The 18561-nt window shown below is 65.7% G+C and carries 17 protein-coding genes; 5 read left to right on the forward strand and 12 right to left on the reverse strand.

What is annotated here, in order from left to right; translation table 11 throughout:
* Positions 1–13 precede the first annotated feature (13 nt).
* From uvrC to MRBLWH12_RS06550, 3 genes are all read right to left on the reverse strand, one after another.
* Positions 14–1909 (reverse strand): excinuclease ABC subunit UvrC, encoded by a 1896-nt coding sequence (uvrC, locus tag MRBLWH12_RS06540; RefSeq protein ID WP_341974408.1) that lies wholly within the window; start codon positions 1907–1909, stop codon positions 14–16.
* On the reverse strand, positions 1909–4797 hold the full coding sequence (uvrA, locus tag MRBLWH12_RS06545) for an excinuclease ABC subunit UvrA (protein WP_341974407.1): 2889 nt from the start codon (positions 4795–4797) through the stop codon (positions 1909–1911). The genes uvrC and uvrA overlap by 1 nt, the downstream gene beginning before the upstream one ends.
* Positions 4798–4868: 71 nt before the next feature.
* A complete protein-coding gene (locus tag MRBLWH12_RS06550; RefSeq protein ID WP_341974406.1) occupies positions 4869–5309 on the reverse strand; it encodes a MarR family winged helix-turn-helix transcriptional regulator in 441 nt (146 codons plus the stop codon).
* 46 nt (positions 5310–5355) lie between these two features.
* On the opposite strand from MRBLWH12_RS06550, the gene MRBLWH12_RS06555 reads away from it, so the two are divergent.
* On the forward strand, positions 5356–5598 hold the full coding sequence (locus MRBLWH12_RS06555; RefSeq protein WP_407358146.1) for a hypothetical protein: 243 nt from the start codon (positions 5356–5358) through the stop codon (positions 5596–5598).
* A gap of 3 nt (positions 5599–5601) precedes the next feature.
* On the opposite strand, the gene MRBLWH12_RS06560 is transcribed toward MRBLWH12_RS06555, so the two are convergent.
* Together MRBLWH12_RS06560 and uvrB are read right to left on the reverse strand one after the other, a co-directional pair.
* Entirely contained in the window at positions 5602–5934 is a 333-nt protein-coding gene (locus tag MRBLWH12_RS06560) for a TfoX/Sxy family protein (RefSeq protein ID WP_363547356.1), read from the reverse strand.
* A gap of 21 nt (positions 5935–5955) precedes the next feature.
* Entirely contained in the window at positions 5956–8028 is a 2073-nt protein-coding gene (gene uvrB, locus MRBLWH12_RS06565; protein WP_363547359.1) for an excinuclease ABC subunit UvrB, read from the reverse strand.
* Between the two features lie 66 nt (positions 8029–8094).
* Here uvrB and MRBLWH12_RS06570 point away from each other — a divergent pair, with 66 nt between their 5' ends.
* The gene (locus MRBLWH12_RS06570; protein ID WP_341974402.1) at positions 8095–8703 is read left to right on the forward strand and encodes a DUF4126 domain-containing protein; all 609 of its coding nucleotides are present in this window, start codon (positions 8095–8097) and stop codon (positions 8701–8703) included.
* A 49-nt stretch (positions 8704–8752) separates the two neighbouring features.
* On the opposite strand, the gene MRBLWH12_RS06575 is transcribed toward MRBLWH12_RS06570, so the two are convergent.
* The 5 genes from MRBLWH12_RS06575 to rpsA all read right to left on the reverse strand — a co-directional run bounded on the left by MRBLWH12_RS06575 (position 8753) and on the right by rpsA (position 13790).
* Complete coding sequence (locus tag MRBLWH12_RS06575; RefSeq protein WP_341974401.1) at positions 8753–9298, reverse strand: hypothetical protein; 546 nt, start codon at positions 9296–9298, stop codon at positions 8753–8755.
* A gap of 232 nt (positions 9299–9530) precedes the next feature.
* Positions 9531–10322, reverse strand: coding sequence for a GNAT family N-acetyltransferase (locus tag MRBLWH12_RS06580; protein ID WP_363547363.1), 792 nt, complete (start codon positions 10320–10322; stop codon positions 9531–9533).
* A 61-nt stretch (positions 10323–10383) separates the two neighbouring features.
* Positions 10384–11601 carry an MFS transporter gene (locus MRBLWH12_RS06585; RefSeq protein WP_363547366.1) on the reverse strand — a complete coding sequence of 406 codons (1218 nt, stop codon included), beginning with the start codon at positions 11599–11601 and terminating at the stop codon, positions 10384–10386.
* Positions 11598–12197, reverse strand: coding sequence for a dephospho-CoA kinase (gene coaE, locus MRBLWH12_RS06590; RefSeq protein WP_363547369.1), 600 nt, complete (start codon positions 12195–12197; stop codon positions 11598–11600). Before coaE ends, MRBLWH12_RS06585 begins: the two co-directional genes overlap by 4 nt.
* Positions 12198–12335: 138 nt before the next feature.
* Positions 12336–13790 (reverse strand): 30S ribosomal protein S1, encoded by a 1455-nt coding sequence (rpsA, locus tag MRBLWH12_RS06595; protein ID WP_341974397.1) that lies wholly within the window; start codon positions 13788–13790, stop codon positions 12336–12338.
* Between the two features lie 231 nt (positions 13791–14021).
* On the opposite strand from rpsA, the gene MRBLWH12_RS06600 reads away from it, so the two are divergent.
* The 3 genes from MRBLWH12_RS06600 to MRBLWH12_RS06610 all read left to right on the forward strand — a co-directional run bounded on the left by MRBLWH12_RS06600 (position 14022) and on the right by MRBLWH12_RS06610 (position 16327).
* Entirely contained in the window at positions 14022–14561 is a 540-nt protein-coding gene (locus MRBLWH12_RS06600) for a hypothetical protein (RefSeq protein WP_363547372.1), read from the forward strand.
* Positions 14562–14629: 68 nt separating this feature from the next.
* A complete protein-coding gene (locus MRBLWH12_RS06605; protein ID WP_363547375.1) occupies positions 14630–15358 on the forward strand; it encodes a hypothetical protein in 729 nt (242 codons plus the stop codon).
* 39 nt (positions 15359–15397) lie between these two features.
* Positions 15398–16327 (forward strand): 5'-3' exonuclease, encoded by a 930-nt coding sequence (locus MRBLWH12_RS06610; RefSeq protein WP_363547378.1) that lies wholly within the window; start codon positions 15398–15400, stop codon positions 16325–16327.
* Positions 16328–16334: 7 nt separating this feature from the next.
* Here MRBLWH12_RS06610 and MRBLWH12_RS06615 read toward each other — a convergent pair whose 3' ends face one another.
* Both MRBLWH12_RS06615 and trpD read right to left on the reverse strand, forming a co-directional pair.
* Positions 16335–17321, reverse strand: coding sequence for a PHP domain-containing protein (locus MRBLWH12_RS06615; protein ID WP_363551313.1), 987 nt, complete (start codon positions 17319–17321; stop codon positions 16335–16337).
* A gap of 7 nt (positions 17322–17328) precedes the next feature.
* Complete coding sequence (gene trpD / locus MRBLWH12_RS06620) at positions 17329–18393, reverse strand: anthranilate phosphoribosyltransferase (protein ID WP_363547380.1); 1065 nt, start codon at positions 18391–18393, stop codon at positions 17329–17331.
* Between the last annotated feature and the right edge of the window lie 168 nt (positions 18394–18561).

Genomic DNA, 18561 nt, shown 5'->3' on the forward strand with positions numbered 1-18561 from the left:
CGTCCTCTCAAGCCTAGCGAGTGGAGAGATGCGTATGGATGTTCTGGGCGAGCACGGGGCCGATACCCGGCACTTCTTCGATCTCCCCCGGCTGCGCGGCGCGGAGCGCCGTGACCGAACCGAAGTGCTTGAGCAGGGTCTTGATCCGCGACGCACCGAGACCGGGGACCTCGGTGAGCACCGTCGAGATGTCGCGCTTGCGCTTCTTGCGCTGGTGGACGATCGCGAAGCGGTGCGCCTCATCGCGCAGTCGCTGCAGCAGGTACAGCGACTCGCTGGTGCGCGGCAGGATCACCGGGAAATCCTCCCCCGGCAGCCAGATCTCCTCGAGTCGCTTGGCGATGCCGCACACCGCGATCTCGGTATGACCGGCGTCACGAAGGGCTCGTGCGGCCGCCTCGACCTGCGGCTTCCCGCCGTCGACGAGCAGCAACTGAGGCGGGTACGCGAAGCGCGGCTTCCGCTTCGCCTGTGTTCCTGCGTCTGTCTCCTCGTCGAGGACGGCTTCTGAATCGGCCTGCAGGTCCGGCCGGTCGAGATACGCGAGACGGCGGCGGAGGACCTGGTACATCGAGTCGGTGTCGTCGGTCGTCTCAGGGATGTTGAACGAGCGGTACTGGTCTTTTCGTGGAAGCCCGTCTTCGAATACGACCATCGAGGCGACGACGTTGGTGCCGCCGAGATGGGAGATGTCGAAGCACTCGATCCGCAGCGGTGCCTCTTCGAGTTCCAGCGCCTCCTGCAGATCGGTGAGCGCCTGAGTGCGGGCGACGTAGTCGCTGGTGCGGCGCGTCTTGTGCCTGATCAGGGCCTGCTGCGCGTTCAGCGTCGCGTTGCGCATCAGGTCTGCCCGCTGCCCCCGCTGGGCGACGGTGATCTCGATCTTCTTTCCTCGTCGTTCGCGCAGCCACAACTCCAGTTCGACCACGTCGTCGGGAAGTGTCGGCACGAGGATGCGGCGCGGCACGTCCTCGGCTTCGCCGTAGGCGCGTTGCAGCACCTGATCGACGAGCTCACCGGTGGTGATGTCGATCTCCTTCTCGATCGTCATCGCCCGCACGCCGCGCACGCGCCCGCCGCGGATCACGAACTGCTGCACCGCCGCGGCCAACTCGTCCTCGGCGATGCCGAAGAGATCCGCGTCTTCGTCGGCGGCGAGCACCAGTGCACTCTTGCCGAGCACCGCCTCGATCGCCGAGAGCTTGTCTCGGAACTTCGCGGCCGCTTCGTAATCCATCGCCGCGGATGCCGCCAGCATCCGCTTCGTGAGCTCCTTGGTGAAGCGCTCATCGCCACCGGCCATGAAGGCGACGAAATCGTCGACCATCGCACGGTGCTCTTCGACCGTCACCGTCATCGAGCAGGGGCCGCCGCATTTGCCGATCTGGCCGGGAAAGCAGGGCCGTCCGGTCTGCATGGCGCGCTTGTAGCTGGCGTCGCTGCAGGTGCGGATCGGGAAGGCCTTGACCATCAGGTCGATGGTGTCGTGCACCGCCCACACCTTCGGGTAGGGCCCGAAGTACTTCGCCCCAGGAATGCGATGGTTGCGGGTCACGATCACCCGGGGCGCCTCGTCGCCGAGCGTCACCGCCATGAACGGATAGGACTTGTCGTCCTTGTAGCGCACGTTGAACGGCGGATCGAACTCCTTGATCCACATGTACTCCAGCTGCAGCGAGTCGACGTCGGTGGGCACCACCGTCCATTCGACGGATGCTGCCGTCGTGACCATCCGGCGGGTGCGTTCGTGCAGCGTGCGCAGCGGAGCGAAGTAGTTCGACAACCGCTGGCGGAGGTTCTTCGCCTTGCCGACGTAGAGAACTCGGCCCTCGGCGTCGCGGAAGCGATACACGCCGGGGTCGGTGGGAATCTCCCCCGCCCGCGGCTTGTAGGGCAGGACATCGGCCATCAGCTGGCCTTCCGCGCCGAGCGCCCTTCCCCGAGGATTTCCGCGAGGAACTGCCCGGTGTGGCTCTGCTCGGCGCGAGCGATCTGTTCCGGAGTGCCGGTCGCGATGATCTCGCCACCACCAGAGCCGCCCTCAGGCCCGAGATCGATCACCCAATCCGCGGACTTGATCACGTCGAGGTTGTGTTCGATGACGATGACCGTGTTGCCCTTGTCCACCAGGCCGTTGAGCACCTCGAGGAGTTTGCGGACGTCTTCGAAGTGCAGACCGGTCGTCGGCTCATCGAGCACGTAGATGCTGCGGCCGTTGCTGCGGCGCTGGAGCTCGGTCGCCAGCTTCACGCGCTGAGCCTCGCCGCCGGAGAGGGTCGTCGCCGACTGACCGAGGCGCACGTAACCGAGTCCGACGTCGACGAGCGTCTTCATGTACCGGTGGATCGCCTGGATCGGCTCGAAGAAGTCCGCTGCCTCTTCGATCGGCATCTCGAGAACCTCGGCGATGTTCTTGCCCTTGTAGTGCACGGCGAGGGTGTCGCGGTTGTAGCGCTTGCCGTGGCAGACCTCGCAGTCGACATAGACGTCAGGCAGGAAGTTCATCTCGATCTTGATCGTGCCGTCGCCGGAGCACGCCTCGCAGCGTCCGCCCTTGACGTTGAAGCTGAAGCGCCCCGGCTGGTAGCCGCGGACCTTGGCTTCGGGGGTCTCGCTGAAGAGGGTGCGGATGCGATCGAACACACCCGTATAGGTCGCCGGATTCGATCGGGGGGTGCGTCCGATCGGTGCCTGGTCGACGTGAACGACCTTGTCGAGGTTGTCGAGCCCGGTCACCCTCGTGTGCTTGCCCGGCACCGTGCGCGCTCCGTTCAGGCGCGACGCGAGCACCTGGTACAGGATGTCGTTCACGAGCGAAGACTTGCCGGAACCACTCACGCCGGTGACAGCGGTGAGCACGCCGAGCGGGAAGTCCGCCGTGACGTTCTTCAGGTTGTTCGCCTTGGCACCGACGACGCTCAGCAGCCGCTTCTTGTCGATCTTGCGCCGCTTCTTCGGCATCGGGATCTCACGGCGACCGGAGAGGTAGTCCCCCGTCATCGAGTTCTTGTCGCTCAGCAGCGCCGAGTAAGGACCGGAATGGACCACTTCACCGCCGTTGACACCGGCTCCTGGACCGATGTCGACGACCCAGTCGGCCGCCTCGATGGTCTCTTCGTCATGCTCGACGACGATGAGAGTGTTGCCGAGATCGCGGAGCTTGATCAGCGTGTCGATGAGGCGGCGGTTGTCGCGCTGGTGCAGGCCGATCGAGGGTTCGTCGAGGACGTAGAGCACGCCCGTGAGGCCGGAGCCGATCTGCGTCGCCAGGCGGATGCGCTGCGCCTCACCGCCGGAGAGCGAGCCGGCGGAGCGACTGAGGTTGAGGTATGACAGTCCGACCTGCAGCAGGAAGTCGAGCCGCAGCCGGATCTCGCGAAGCACCTGGGCCGCGATCTTCGCCTCGCGGTCGGTGAGCACGAGCTTCTCCATGAAGCCGCGCGCGTCTGCGAGGCTCAGGTGCGAGACCTCGGCGATGGAGTGTCCGTGCACCTGGACGGCGAGCACCTCGGGCTTGAGGCGGTTGCCCTGACAGACCGGGCAGGGCACCTCTCGGAGGTACTCCCCCCAGCGGTTGCGCTGGTTGTCGGATTCCGCCTGCAGGTACTGTCGTTCGATATAGGGGACGACGCCCTCGAAGCCCGATGCGTAGCGCATCTCCCGCCCGTAGCGGTTCTTCCACTTGACGGTGACCTTGTAGTTCTCGCCGCGCAGGATCGCGTCTTGCACGTCGGAGTGCAGCTTGCGCCAGGGGGTGTCCAACGAAAAATCGAGGTCACGGGAGAGACCCTCGAGCAGCCGCTCGTAGTACTGGAAGAGGCCCTTGCCCTGGGTCGTCCAGGGAATGATGACGCCTTCGCGGATGGAGAGGTCCTCGTCGCCGAGCATGAGGTCGACGTCGACCGACATCCGGGTGCCGAGACCGGAGCAGGACGGGCACGCACCGAACGGCGCGTTGAATGAGAAGGTGCGGGGCTCGATCTCGGTGAGGGTGAGCGCGTGACCGTTGGGGCACGCCAGCTTCTCGGAGAAAGTCTGCCAGGCGTCGTCCCCCTCGCCATCGACGAAGTTGACCTGCACGACGCCACCGGCGAGTCCGAGTGCGGTCTCGACCGAGTCGGTGACGCGGCCGAGGATGTCATCGGATGCCACGAGCCGGTCGACGACCACGGCGATGTCGTGCTTGTAGCTCTTCTTCAGTGTCGGCGGTTCGGCGAGCTGGATGAGTTCGCCGTCGACGATCGCACGCGAGTAGCCCTTCGCGCCGAGCTCGCGGAACAGGTCAACGAACTCGCCCTTCTTCTGCGAGACGACCGGGGCGACGATCTGGTACCGGGTGCGCTCGGGAAGTTCCATGAGCTGATCCGCGATCTGCTGCACGGTCTGACGCTGGATCTTCTCACCGCACTCCGGGCAGTGCGGAATGCCGATACGCGCCCAGAGCAGTCGCATGTAGTCATAGATCTCGGTGATCGTGCCGACCGTCGAGCGCGGGTTGCGGTTGGTGGATTTCTGGTCGATCGACACGGCGGGGCTCAGGCCCTCGATGAAATCGACGTCTGGCCGATCGACCTGGCCGAGGAACTGGCGCGCATACGCGCTCAGCGATTCGACGTACCGGCGCTGCCCTTCGGCGAAGATCGTGTCGAATGCGAGGCTGGACTTGCCGGAGCCGGACAGCCCGGTGAACACGACCAGCGAGTCGCGAGGGATGTCGATGTCGACGTTCTTGAGGTTGTGGACGCGGGCACCGCGAACACTGAGTTTTCCTGGGGTGACAACGGGGACAATAGGCACCGATCAAGTCTACGAGGGGCCACCGACATTGGCTCCGGCGGACAATCGAGTTCGCGACCAGCGCATCGCGATCACACTCCTTCGGTGCGCCCCGCGAACCGTGCGACGCCGTCACGCAACGTCGCGACTTCATCGACATCCATCCCCACCGCCGACATCACCTGCTGCGGCACATCGAGGGCACGCTCCCGCAGTGCCCGCCCGGAATCGGTGAGCGTGATGTCGAGACGGCGTTCGTCGCCGGCGCTGCGCTGCCGGGTGACGAGTCCTTCCTTCTCGAGTCGTTTCACGAGCGGCGATGCGGTGGCGGGCTCCAGCGCGAGGTCGGCTGCGAGATCGTTCAACGCGCGAGGAGAGCGTTCCCACAGCGCCAGCATCACGAGATATTGCGGATGCGTGAGACCGAGGGGCTCGAGGATCGGCCGATAGATCGCGACGACGTTGCGCGCCGCCGTCACAAGCGCGAAGCAGAGCTGGTTCTCCAGCCGGAGCAGATCGTCAGAGGCCGTCACGAGAGATGATCTTACATCCGCCCTAATAGTTAGTACACTAATGAACATGACCAAGGACACCGACCGCGAACCTCTCCGCACGCGCATCCGCGAAGCCGGCGGGTTCTACGCATGGTTCAATTCGAATCTGGTGCGCCTGGCCGGGCCTGCGTCCGTCGGCCCGTACGAGAAGACACCGCCGCCGACCGCAGCAGAGCGCGCAGAAAGGGCGTGTCCCCTCTGCGGCGCCCCGATGACGGAGCACGAGATCGACCGTTCCGGCCCGAAACCACTGATGCACTGCCCGTAGGGATCAGCTCAGCGTCGCGCTGTCCTCCCTCGCGGCGTCGAGCCAGAACATCAGCGCATCGTCGTCTTCGATCGCGCTCGGCGCGACATCCAGCCAGTTCGGGCTCATGGTTCGCGCCCCCATGACCGCCGGGGTGGCACCGGGCTGAGTCAGCAATGCCGCGCCGTGCTCGGTGGTGACACGAACGAGCAGAACACCGCCCTTTCGTGCCCCGACGAGGATCCGCCCCTCGACCAGGAAGGCGCGGCTGCCGAACATGCGGCGCTCCTCCAGAGCGACGTCGGCGCTCAGCAGAGCGCGGATGCGATCGGCGAGCTCGTTCCCCGCGTCATCCATGTGGGTCAGCTCCGCTCGCGATCAGGCGTGTCCGGCGCGTTCCATCGCGCGCAGTTCCTTCTTCATGTCCTGCACCTCGTCGCGTAGACGCGCTGCGAGTTCGAACTTGAGTTCCCCGGCAGCGGCGAGCATCTGGTCGGACAGGTCCTGGATCGTGGCTTCCAACTGCTGAGCACCCTCGGCTGCGATGCCGGTGCGCCGCAGGTTCGGCGTCGGCGATTTGCCCTTGCCGGTTGCACGCCCGCGCTTGGACATCATCTCTGCGGTGTCGGCGCCCTCTCTGGCGAGCACCTCGGTGATGTCGGCGATCCGCTTCCGCAGCGGCTGCGGGTCGATGCCCCTCTCCAGGTTGTACGCCACCTGCTTCTCGCGGCGGCGATCGGTCTCATCGATCGCCTTCGCCATGGAATCGGTCATCTTGTCGGCATACATGTGCACCTCGCCAGACACATTTCGTGCGGCGCGGCCGATGGTCTGGATCAGCGACGTTCCCGAACGGAGGAAGCCCTCCTTGTCGGCATCGAGAATCGCGACCAGCGAGACCTCGGGAAGGTCGAGGCCCTCACGGAGCAGGTTGATGCCGACGAGTACGTCGTAGACCCCGGCACGCAGCTCGCTGAGAAGCTCGACGCGACGCAGCGTGTCGACATCGGAGTGCAGGTAGCGCACGCGCACACCATGTTCGCCGAGGAAGTCCGTCAGTTCTTCGGCCATCTTCTTCGTCAGCGTCGTGACGAGGATGCGCTCGTCACGCTCGACGCGCAGACGGATCTCCTCGAGCAGGTCATCGATCTGCCCCTTGGACGGCTTGACGATGATCTGCGGGTCGACGAGACCGGTCGGGCGGATGATCTGTTCGACGATGCCGTCGGCGATCCCCATCTCGTACTTGCCCGGGGTTGCCGAGAGGTAGACGCTCTGCCCGATCCTGTTCTTGAACTCGTCCCAGCGCAGAGGCCGGTTGTCCATTGCGCTCGGCAGCCGGAAACCGTGCTCCACCAGCGTGCGCTTACGCGAGGCGTCTCCTTCGTACATCGCCCCGATCTGCGGCACGGTCACGTGCGACTCGTCGATCACCAGCAGGAAATCGTCGGGGAAGAAGTCCAGCAGCGTGTGCGGCGGCTCACCAGGTGAGCGGTTGTCCATGTGTCGTGAGTAATTCTCGATTCCGGAGCAGAAGCCCAGTTGCTGCAGCATCTCCAGATCGAAGGTCGTGCGCATCCGCAGACGCTGCGCCTCGAGCAGCTTGCCCTGCCGCTCGAACTCGGCCAGGCGATCGGCCAATTCCGCCTCGATCGTGCCGATGGACCGCTGGATCACATCGGTACTGGCGACGTAGTGCGAGGCCGGGAAGATCGGCACCGCATCGAGCTTCTCGATGACTTCACCGGTCAGCGGATGCAGGGAGTACAGCGCCTCGATCTCATCGCCGAACAACTCGATGCGGATCGCACTCTCCTCGTAGACGGGAATGATCTCGATCGTGTCGCCGCGCACCCGGAAGTTGCCGCGGGAGAAGTCCACATCGTTGCGGTTGTACTGCATCGAGATGAACTGCCTGATCAGCGCGTCTCGGTCGTATCGCTCCCCCACCTGGAGTGCGACCATCGCGCGGAGGTACTCCTCCGGCGCCCCGAGACCGTAGATGCAGGAGACCGTCGACACCACGACGACATCGCGGCGCGAGAGCAGTGAGTTGGTCGTGGAGTGCCGCAGTCGCTCGACCTCGGCGTTGACGGAGGAGTCCTTCTCGATGAATGTGTCGGTCTGCGGTACGTACGCCTCGGGCTGGTAGTAGTCGTAATAGGAGACGAAGTACTCGACCGCGTTGTTCGGCATGAGCTCGCGAAACTCGTTGGCCAGCTGAGCCGCGAGCGTCTTGTTGTGCGAGAGCACCAGCGTCGGACGCTGCACCTGTTCGATGAGCCACGCCGTGGTCGCGGACTTTCCCGTGCCGGTGGCACCCAGCAGGACGACGTCGGTCTCACCGGCATTGATCCGTGCGGCGAGGTCGGCGATCGCCGCGGGCTGGTCGCCCGCCGGCGCGTACTCGCTGATGACCTCGAAAGGACGGACACTGCGCGTGGGTTGCATGATCCCAGCTTACGAGTGGGCTCCGACACTGGGCTCTGAGATTGACGCCCCGCTTAGAGTGGTGGCGTGATCGAGTTCATCATCGGCTCCAGCCTGGCCGCATCCGCTGGTCTCAACGCGTGGATGCCCCTGTTCCTGCTCGGCCTTGCCGACCGCCTGCTGCCGGCGATGGCGTTGCCTGCCGGCTGGTCGTGGCTGTCCAGCGACGTCGCCCTCTGGATCCTCGGAGCCCTCCTGCTGCTGGAGATCGTCGCCGACAAGATCCCGGCGCTCGACTCCGTGAATGACATCGTGCAGAGCATCATCCGCCCGGCTGCCGGAGGTATCGCCTTCGGGGCGGGATCCGGAGCGCAGACGGTCGCCGTCGCCGATCCTGCGTCGTTCTTCACCGACAACACCTGGGTGCCTGTCGTCGTCGGCATTGCGATCGCCCTCGTCGTTCACGTGGTCAAGGCGACAGCGCGCGTCGCGGCGAACGCCACGACCGGCGGGCTGGCGGCTCCGGTGCTCAGCACCGCCGAAGACGGCGCATCGTTCCTCCTCGCGGCGCTGGCGATCATCGTCCCGATCGCCGCCGGTGTCGCCTTGATCGCTCTGATCATCGGCGTCGTCGTGCTTCTTCGCCGCAGGCGTGCCCGCCGTGCCGCCGATCGTGGCGAGCAGGCCGTCGGCTAGGAACGCGAAAGCGAGCCGCCCCGGAAGGAACGACTCGCTCGGCGTCTGCTCAGGCCGGGCCGACGAGCGCGCCGGTGCCGGACGCAGGCTGGATCATGAGCGGCGCCACCGTGAAGTCGGCGTTATAGGCGAGCGCCGACACAGTGATGCTGTTCGTCGCCGCGACCTGTCCGTTGAAGTACAGCGACGGCCCCTGGACGAATCCTTCACAGGTGGAATCCGTGGCTACGTGGCGGATGGTGACGCTCGTCGCGGTCGCGCCGGCGACGACGGTCCAGCCCAAGCCCTGAACGATGAGGTTCGAGATGTCGAAAGGCGCGGCGTTCGTAGACGTCAAGGTGATCTCGTGCACCAGCGCGGTGACGATGTCAGCCGACGTCATGCCCGGGTAGCAGTCGAACTGCAATGCCCCGATGTTCACGTTGATGCTGGAGATGTCGACCGACGATGCGTAAAGCGGACCGAGGTTCGTTCCGACCTCCGGCAGGCTTGCGGCTGCCAGGGGCATGGACGCTGCAACGGCGATGACGGGTATCGACCACGCAGCGCCCTTGACGACCGTGCGACGCGACAGCTGGGACTTGTTATCTACCACTTTGGACTCCTCGTTTGCGTGCGGACGTGGGTCAGCGCACAGCAAGACACCCGCGATGGACAGCCACATTCGCCGAAAACCACGGGCGCATCATTGCGCGCACCGAGAACGGTTGCTGACACCGCAGACGCGGAATCCCCAGAATTACATTCTCCCCGCCGCCAGATTATCAATCACGAAGGGGTCGGGTCAAATTGTGAATGATACGTACAAACCCACCGACTGCCGTTGTTCAGCGTGCCGGCTTCGTCCACACGTACGGAGTCGTCGTCGAGACCTTGACCAGCCCGGAGCGCTCCAGGATCGGTCTTGAGAACTCCGTGCAATCCGACTGCAGGTACCTCTTGCCGCGGACGAGAGCGGATCGCGCCCGCTGCGCGGTGAGTGCGCGATAGATGCCTCGACCGCGCCACTCGGGCAACGTGGCGCCGCCCCAGAGGCCCGCGAACTCGGTTCCTTCGACGGGCTCGAGACGCCCGGCGCTCACCACTCGTCCGCTGTCGAGGGCGATCCAGAGTTCCACCGTGTCGTCCTCGTGCACGCGACGCAGCGTCGTCTCCGCTCTCGTCCGCCAATCCGGATCCTCGAACACCGTTCCCTGCATCTCCTCCATCGCCCAGACATCGGCGTCGCTGCGCGTCCGGCGGATCTCGACGCCTTCCGGCACTGCCACGTCATGTGCGAGCAGCACGGCCTCGCCGATCATGATCGACTCGGGATCCTCAGCGATGAATCCACGCGATAAGAGCGCCTCATGCAGTCCTGGAGCGTGATCGTGCCCGCGCGTCTTCCACTCGACCGATGTCGTGCCGGGCAGAGCGCGGAAGTGCTCGATGGCCGCGTCGACGAGTTCCCCGATCCTCTGCGCATCTGCTCCCCCGAGATCGGCATAGCTGATGAAGCCGCGTCCACCGGGAAAGACTGACAGACGCAGCGGCCCGTGCATCACGGTATCGAGGGCATGTACGGACTCGGAATCCGTGCGGAGCTGATCGTCGTACGCGGCGAGATAGCGCTTGTGCATCAGGCAACCTTTGCAGAATGGGCCCTTGGACGCACATCGGGCTCGAACCTCTGTGCGTGCGTCAGACGTGCCCGGACGGGACGGCGCGCAATCCGACCACGGCGAAGAAGGCAGCGACCGCGCACATCCCCACGACCAGAAGCACGAACCAGGTCCATCCTTCGTGACCGAACACGAGACCGAGCCCCCATCCGAAGAGGCTCGACCCGGCGTAGTAGCCGAAGTAGTACAGAGACGACGCCTGGGCGCGGCTCTCCGCGGCCGCGGCCGCGGGTGCCCAGCCGGATGCAACGGCATGAGCGCCGAAGAAACCGGCAGTGAAGAGCACCAGACCGACGAGCACGACGGCAGCGACCGGCACCAGCATCAGAACCGCACCGCAGGATGTCAACGCGATCGATCCGAGCAGCACCGGATATCGCCCGTGCCGCGACGCGAGCGACCCCGCCAACGGCGAGGAGGCGGTTCCGGCGAGATAGGCCAGGAACAGCGATGTGATGAGCCATGCCGGCAGCAGGAATGGCGCTGCCGAGAGATGGAAGCCGAGGTAGTTGTAGACCGCGACGAACGCGCCCATCAGCAGGAATCCCTGCGCGTACAGTGCCAGCTGCGTCGAGGACCACAGCGGCACCAGGAGGGTCGTGAGGATGCTGGGACCGTCATCGTGCATCCGACGGGGCACGAAGCCGCGCGCCCGCGGCGTGAGCCAGAGGAACAGCGCCGCCGCCACAGCGCAGAGCGCCGCCACAGCCCAGATACCTGCCCGCCATCCCGCCGCTTCGCCCACCACTCCGGAGAGGATGCGACCGACGAGCCCGCCGACGGTGGTACCCGCGATGTAGCTTCCCGCTGCCGCCGCCGCATGACGCGCTCCGACTTCCTCGCTCAGGTACGCCAACGCGACCGCGGGAACAGCACCGAGCGCGATCCCTTCGGCGAACCGCAGCAGGAGCAGAATCCCGATCTCCGAGCTCAGAGGAGCACACAGACCGAGCGCCGTCGCCGCCAGTACTCCGACGCCCATCGCGCGGATCCGGCCGATGCGATCCGCGACCATTGACCACGGGATCACCGCGGCGGCCAGTCCGAGTGTCGCCGCCGAGACGCTCAGCGCGGCAGCGGCCGGGGTGATGCCGAGATCATCGGCGATCGCCGGCAGCACCGCCTGCGGCGAGTACAACTGCGCGAACGTCGCGATACCGGCGAAGAAGAGGCCCGTGATGAGGCGCCGGAAGGAGGGCGATCCCGGCGCGTGCCCGGAGAAGGATTCCGCGCTCACTGGGCGCGGACCCGCTCCCAGAGGGCATCGGTCTGGGTCCGCGTCTCCTCGATCGTGCCGGCGGTGTCGATCACGACATCGGCGATCGCAAGACGCCGATCGTCGGACACCTGTGCGTCGATCCGCTCCTGGGCCGATCGCTCATCCATGCCGCGCAGTTCAACGAGCCGGCGCAGCCGCTCTGCGACCGGGGCGTGCGCGACGACGATGAGGTCCCAGGGATCGTCGACGCGCGCCTCGACGAGCAGCGGCACGTCATACACGACGACTGCCGACGGGTCGGCGGCCTGCGCCTCCTCGAACCGGCGCTGCGATTCGGCGCGGACCGCCGGGTGCACGATCCCGTTCAATCGGGCGAGGAGCTCTGGGTCACCGAAGACCTTCGCGCCGAGGGACGCGCGATCGAGCGCGCCCTCCGCGGTGATGACGCCGTCACCGAAGGCCTCCGCGATCTGCTGGAGCACGGGAGACCCGGGGGCCTGGACGTCTCGGACGATCTGGTCGGCGTCCACGATGATCGCTCCATGGTCTGCCAGACGCCTCGCGATGGTCGACTTTCCGGACGCGATGCCGCCGGTGAGTGCGATGAGAGGCATGCTTCCATCCTGGCACGCGAGTCGCCGGCATCCGCTCTGGCCGTCCCGTCTTCTGGATCGGTCATCGAAAGCCTCCGGTCCTGGAGACGCGAAACGGGCCGCCACCCGAAGGTGACGGCCCGTTTCTGAGCGTTGTGCTTACGCGTTGCCGCCCGAGAGCTTCTCGCGCAGAGCCGCGAGAGCCTCGTCGTCGGCGAGGGTGCCAGCACCGGTCGCCTCGCTGGAGAACACCTGTCCACCGAAGTCGGCGCCGGCCTCTGCCTCAGCCTCGGCCGCCTTGGTGACCTGAGTCTTGTGAGCCTCCCAGCGAGCCTGGGCTGCAGCGTACTCCTGCTCCCATGCCTCGCGCTGCGAGTCGAAGCCGTCCTTCCAAGCACCGGTCTCGGCGTCGAAGCCCTCCGGGTACTTGTACTCGCCGTTCTCGTCGTACTCGGCGAGCATGCCGTACAGCGCCGGGTCGAACTCGGTGCCGTTGGGGTCGACCGACTCGTTCGCCTGCTTGAGCGAGAGCGAGATGCGGCGACGCTCGAGGTCGATGTCGATGACCTTGACGAAGACCTCTTCGCCGACCGACACGACCTGCTCGGCCAGCTCGACGTGCTTGCTGGAGAGCTCGGAGATGTGGACGAGGCCCTCGATGCCGTCTGCGACGCGAACGAACGCACCGAACGGAACGAGCTTGGTGACCTTACCCGGCGTGACCTGACCGATCGCGTGGGTACGGGCGAAGACCTGCCACGGGTCCTCCTGCGTCGCCTTCAGCGACAGGGAGACGCGCTCGCGGTCGAGGTCGACCTCAAGGATCTCGACGGTGACCTCCTGGCCAACCTCGACGACCTCGGAGGCGTGCTCGATGTGCTTCCAGGACAGCTCGGAGACGTGCACGAGGCCGTCCACGCCGCCCAGGTCGACGAACGCACCGAAGTTGACGATCGACGACACGACACCCTTGCGGACCTGACCCTTGTGCAGGTTGTTCAGGAACGTGGTGCGCGACTCCGACTGCGTCTGCTCGAGCAGCGCACGGCGGCTGAGCACGACGTTGTTGCGGTTCTTGTCGAGCTCGAGGATCTTCGCCTCGATCTCCTGGCCGAGGTACGGCGTGAGGTCGCGGACGCGGCGCAGCTCGATGAGCGAAGCCGGAAGGAAGCCACGAAGGCCGATGTCGACGATGAGTCCACCCTTGACGACCTCGATGACCGTACCGGTGACGACGCCGTCGTTCTCCTTGATCTTCTCGACGTCTCCCCAGGCACGCTCGTACTGTGCGCGCTTCTTGGAGAGGATCAGACGGCCTTCCTTGTCCTCCTTCTGGAGAACAAGAGCCTCGACCTCGTCGCCGACCTTGACGACCTCGTTGGGGTCGACGTCGTGCTTGATGGAGAGCTCGCGCGAGGGGATGACACCCTCGGTCTTGTAGCCGACGTCCAGCAGAACCTCATCGCGGTCGATCTTGACGATCGTTCCTTCGATGATGTCGCCGTCGTTGAAGAACTTCAGGGTCTTCTCGACCGCGGCCAGGAAGTCCTCAGCAGATCCGATGTCGTTGATGGCGACCTGCTTGGTGGCCGGGGCGGTCGTTGCGGTAGTCATGTAGTGGGTTGTCCTTGTGAATGGAACTCGGGCTGGAAGATGCGGCCGCGCACGGCCGAAATCATGCTTCGCAGCGAATGGATTGGATTGCTCGTCACGAGCGCGCGCGTATGCACGCCACGAGTGACAGTTCAGATTATCAGAAGATCGGGTGCCGCGGGACTCGAGCCTCACCGCCAGTCCTGTGGATAACTCTGACGGATGCGGACGCATTCGGGTTAACGTGTCGGGGTGACTCTCGTACGGACTGCGTCGACTCCCCTGGCCGCCCTCGGCGTGCTCGTCTTGTCGGCCGCAATGCTGGTCGGATGCTCCCCGCAAGCGGAGCCGACACCGACCCCGACCGCGGCCTTCGCCTCGGAAGAGGAAGCTTTCGCGGCGGCGGAAGAAACGTATAGGGCGTACAACGATGCGGTGAACGCTCTACGCAGCGGCGATAACACCGCAGACCCGCGCAAGTTCCTCACCGGCGAGGTTCTAGAGTCCGATGTGAAGGCGGCCAGGGAACTGGAGGAGGCAGGTCTTCGAATCCTTGGCCCAACCGCACTCCTATCGTTTGCAGGGGTCCAGGCAAGTCACGGTGATGCAGTCGCCGAGGTAACTGCGTTGGTGTGTCTTGATGTAACTATGGCGCGAGCGCTCAACTCAAACGGCGAAGACGTCACTGCTCCCGAACGGAGCGATGTGTATGGCGTGGAAGTCAAGTTCGTCGGCAACGCAGATCAATTGCACATCGCAAAGTATGAGATTGCGACGGACGCACCATGTTGACGGTGCTGCTCCTTGGAGCCGTCCTTCTCACTACTCCAATGTCCGACGGCTGCAACGAAATTGAGCTTGTGACCGTGGGCTGCGGAGTTGAGAACAACGGAACAGCGATAACGGTCGGCGGCGAACAGACCACCCCCGGCACCGATCCCGTCTTCAACCCCGACGATGATTCGGGTGAAGAATCCGAGTCCTCCCCGCCGCCGAAGGAACTCGACTTCGAGACCTGCCTGCGCAGCTGGAGTTTCATCGAGTGCTTCCGAAGCGCCGAGGAAGCAGAAGAAGCTCCCGCCGAAGAGAACGTGGCTCCGGGTGTCCGACCGATCACGATCACCGACCTCGCTCAGTTCGCCCCGACGCCCGCCACCCTCACCGGAGAACCCGACAACGTCGGCATCGCCGGCATGCCCACCAACTTCGTCACCACCGCATCCATCACCACGCAGTCCGGCACACTGTTCGGCCGATCGCTCTCCGTCCGTTTCACCCCGATCGCATACGACTTCCAATACGGCGACAGCTCCTCCACCACGACCACCACCGGCGGAGCGTCCTGGGCGGACCTCGGTCAAGCGCAGTTCACCCCCACCCCGACAAGCCACGTCTACCAGGACCGCGGAACCTATCCCGCCGACGTCGACGTCCGCTACACCGCCGAGATCGACTTCGGCACCGGATGGTTCCCCATCAACGGAGAACTCACCACCGACGGTCCGGTCCAACAGATCCGTATCTTCGAAGCGCACACCGCCCTCGTCGCGCATACCTGCACCGAGAAACCCGACTCCCCCGGTTGCTGATCCCGCGCAGGTGTCGGAACCGAGTGCCAGACTGTCCCCATGACCCGCGCCGACCGCCTGATGCTGCTCGACACCGCCAGCCTCTACTTCCGCGCCTTCTACGGTGTTCCCGACAAAGTGAAGGCGCCGGACGGCTCCCCCGTCAATGCGGTGCGCGGCCTGCTCGACATCATCGCCAAGCTCGTCACCCTCTATGAACCGACGCACGTCGTCGCCTGCTGGGATGACGACTGGCGACCGCAGTGGCGAGTCGACCTCATCCCGAGCTACAAGACGCACCGCGTCGTCGAGGTCGTCGCCGGCGCTCCTGACGTCGAAGAGGTGCCAGATCCGCTTGAAGCGCAGATCCCGCTGATCCGTCAGACGTTGACGGCGCTCGGCATTCCGATCATCGGAGTCACGGAGCACGAGGCCGACGACGTGATCGGCACCCTCGCGACCCGCGCGACGATCCCCGTCGACATCGTCACCGGAGACCGCGATCTGTTCCAGCTCGTCGACGATGCCCGCGACATCCGGGTCATCTATACGGCTCGTGGCATGAGCAACCTCGAGATCGTCACCGACGCGACCGTGGTCGCCAAGTACGGGGTACTACCCTCGCAGTACGCCGACTTCGCCACGATGCGCGGCGATGCCTCCGACGGCCTTCCCGGAGTGGCCGGCGTGGGCGAGAAGACCGCGGCCACACTCCTCCAGACGCACGGCGATCTCTCCGGCATCCGCACCGCCGCAGCCGCCGGCGAAGGCATGAGCGCCGGCGTCAGCGCGAAGATCCTCGCAGCCTCCGACTACCTCGACGTCGCCCCGACCGTTGTGGAAGTCGCGAGGAACCTCGACATCGCCGTCCCCGGTATCGCGCTCCGCATGCTCGACCCTGCTGAGGCGGATGCTGCCACGGCGCTGGCCGAGCAGTGGAACCTCGGCACCTCCATGACGCGCGCCGTCGCCGCGGTATCGACCGTCTGACCTGCTCTCACTCCGCCCAGGCGAGCAGCCTCTCCAGACCCCACGTCGTCACGATGCGCGCAGCCGGGATCCCGGCGCGCTCCGCGCGTTCGGCACCATGATCGAGCAGCGACAGCTGCCCAGGGGCGTGCGCATCGGAATCGATCGAGAAGAGGCACCCGGCATCCATCGCGAGCGAGATCAGGTCATCCGGTGGGTCCTGCCGCTCCGGGCGTGAGTTGATCTCCACGGCCACACCGTTCTCAGCGCAGGCCGCGAAGACCGCCGTCGCGTCGAACTGCGATTGCGGGCGCGTGCCGCGCTCCCCCTGAACGAGACGGCCCGTGCAATGGCCGAGGACGTTCACCCTCGGATGCGACACCGCCGCGATCATTCGCGCCGTCATCGCTTTCGCATCCATGCGCAACTTGGAATGGACGGATGCCACGACGATGTCGAGCTCGCCGAGCAGCGTGTCCTCCTGATCCAGCCTCCCGTCCTCGAGGATGTCGACCTCGATGCCGGCGAGAACCCGGAATCCCTCGCCGGACTGCGCCCGCACGAGCGGTATCTGCTCGCGGAGCCGCTCAGCGGAGAGCCCGCGCGCGACGCGAAGCCGCGGTGAGTGGTCGGTGATCGCCTGGTACTCATGACCGAGGGCGCGCGCCGCCTCGGCCATCACGGCGATCGAGGTCGTTCCATCCGACCAATCCGTATGCGCGTGCAAGTCGCCGCGCAGCGAAGATCGCAGTGCCGAGATGCGCTCCGGTTCCACCTCGCCGCGCAGTTCGACCAGATAGTCAGGCACTTCGCCGGCCTGCGCCTGCCGGATGACCGCGAATGTGGACTCTCCGATCCCCTTGCTCGCCCGCAGCCGCGCCGGATCGTTGCGCACCTCTTCGGTCAGCCCCTGCAGCGTGGCGGCAGCCTGGCGGAACGCCTTGGCCCGATAGCGCGACGCCCGTTCGCGCTCCAGCAGAGTGGCGATCTCCAGGAGTGCGGCGGCGGGATCCATCATGCGCCTAGGCGGAGGCGAGCTCTCGGCTGACCGCGACCCATTCATCGAGCTTGGCGGCGGCGCGACCATCGTCGACGGCCTCCGATGCGCGCTCGTATCCCTCGCGCAACCGCTCCAGGATCGGCCGCTGCACCTGCGCGGCATCCTGCGACAGCTCGAATGCGACGATGCCGGCAGCCGCGTTCAGGAGCACGATGTCGCGCACCGGCCCCGGCGCCCCGGTCAGCGTGTGGCGCAGCACCTCGGCGTTGTGCTGCGGGGATCCCCCGATGAGATCGGACAGCTCGGCGAGAGGGATGCCCAGGTCGCGCGGGTCCAGGTCGTGCTCGTGGATATCGCCGCGGGTCACCTCCCAGATCCTGCTGTGACCCGTAGTGGTGAGCTCGTCGAGCCCGTCATCGCCACGGAAGACGAGAGCCGTCGCACCCCGGGTGCGGAACACGCCGGTGATCAGCGGCACGCGTTCGAGGTGCGCGACTCCGACCGCGTTCGCCTCGGCCCTGGCCGGGTTGCAAAGAGGGCCGAGCATGTTGAAGACCGTCGGAACGCCGAGCTCGGAGCGCACAGTGGCCGCGTGCCGGAAGCCGGGGTGGAACGCCGCCGCCCACGCGAACGTGATGCCGGTGCGGTCGAGGGCGGAGGCCACCGCCGCTGGATCGAGCGAGAGTTCGAGTCCGAGCGCCCCGAGCACGTCGGAGGACCCCGAGGCCGAACTCGCTGCTCTGTTGCCGTGCTTGACCACCGGAATGCCGGACGCACCGATGATGATCGCTGCCGTCGTCGACACGTTCACGGTACCGACCCGGTCTCCGCCGGTACCGACGATGTCGAGCACGTTCGGAGACACCGGCAGCGGCACGGCCGACTCCAGGATCGCATCGCGGAACCCGACGATCTCGTCGACGGTCTCACCCTTCGCGCGGAGTGCGACGAGGAACCCTGCCAGCTGCGCCTCGGTCACCTTGCCCTGCATGATCTGGCGCATCGCCCACGTCGACTCCCAGACACTGAGATCACGACGCTCCAGAAGAGAGGTGAGCATGTCGGACCAGGTCAGCGAATCAGCCATGTCAGCGATCCTATCCGCGCGCATCGACGTCGACGCCGAGATGACGGCCGCCAGCATCCGCTGTTTCCCGCCGATTCACCGACGATTCGCAGTATCTTCTTAGGGTTGCCTAAGTCCCTGGGAGGCAAAAACAGGGCTGTCGGTGCAAGAATCACCCCCTCGGATCGG

Source organism: Microbacterium sp. LWH12-1.2 (assembly GCF_040675825.1).
In the GTDB taxonomy this organism is placed as follows: Bacteria; Actinomycetota; Actinomycetes; order Actinomycetales; family Microbacteriaceae; genus Microbacterium.

Coding starts and splice junctions, on each gene's coding strand:
- uvrB (WP_363547359.1), bottom strand. CDS start 8,028: ATGCAACCCACGCGCAGTGTCCGTCCTTTCGAGGTCATCAGCGAGTAC.
- MRBLWH12_RS06580 (WP_363547363.1), bottom strand. CDS start 10,322: ATGCACAAGCGCTATCTCGCCGCGTACGACGATCAGCTCCGCACGGAT.
- uvrC (WP_341974408.1), bottom strand. CDS start 1,909: ATGGCCGATGTCCTGCCCTACAAGCCGCGGGCGGGGGAGATTCCCACC.
- coaE (WP_363547369.1), bottom strand. CDS start 12,197: ATGCCTCTCATCGCACTCACCGGCGGCATCGCGTCCGGAAAGTCGACC.
- MRBLWH12_RS06610 (WP_363547378.1), top strand. CDS start 15,398: ATGACCCGCGCCGACCGCCTGATGCTGCTCGACACCGCCAGCCTCTAC.
- MRBLWH12_RS06560 (WP_363547356.1), bottom strand. CDS start 5,934: ATGGATGACGCGGGGAACGAGCTCGCCGATCGCATCCGCGCTCTGCTG.
- rpsA (WP_341974397.1), bottom strand. CDS start 13,790: ATGACTACCGCAACGACCGCCCCGGCCACCAAGCAGGTCGCCATCAAC.
- trpD (WP_363547380.1), bottom strand. CDS start 18,393: ATGGCTGATTCGCTGACCTGGTCCGACATGCTCACCTCTCTTCTGGAG.
- MRBLWH12_RS06615 (WP_363551313.1), bottom strand. CDS start 17,321: ATGGATCCCGCCGCCGCACTCCTGGAGATCGCCACTCTGCTGGAGCGC.
- MRBLWH12_RS06555 (WP_407358146.1), top strand. CDS start 5,356: ATGACCAAGGACACCGACCGCGAACCTCTCCGCACGCGCATCCGCGAA.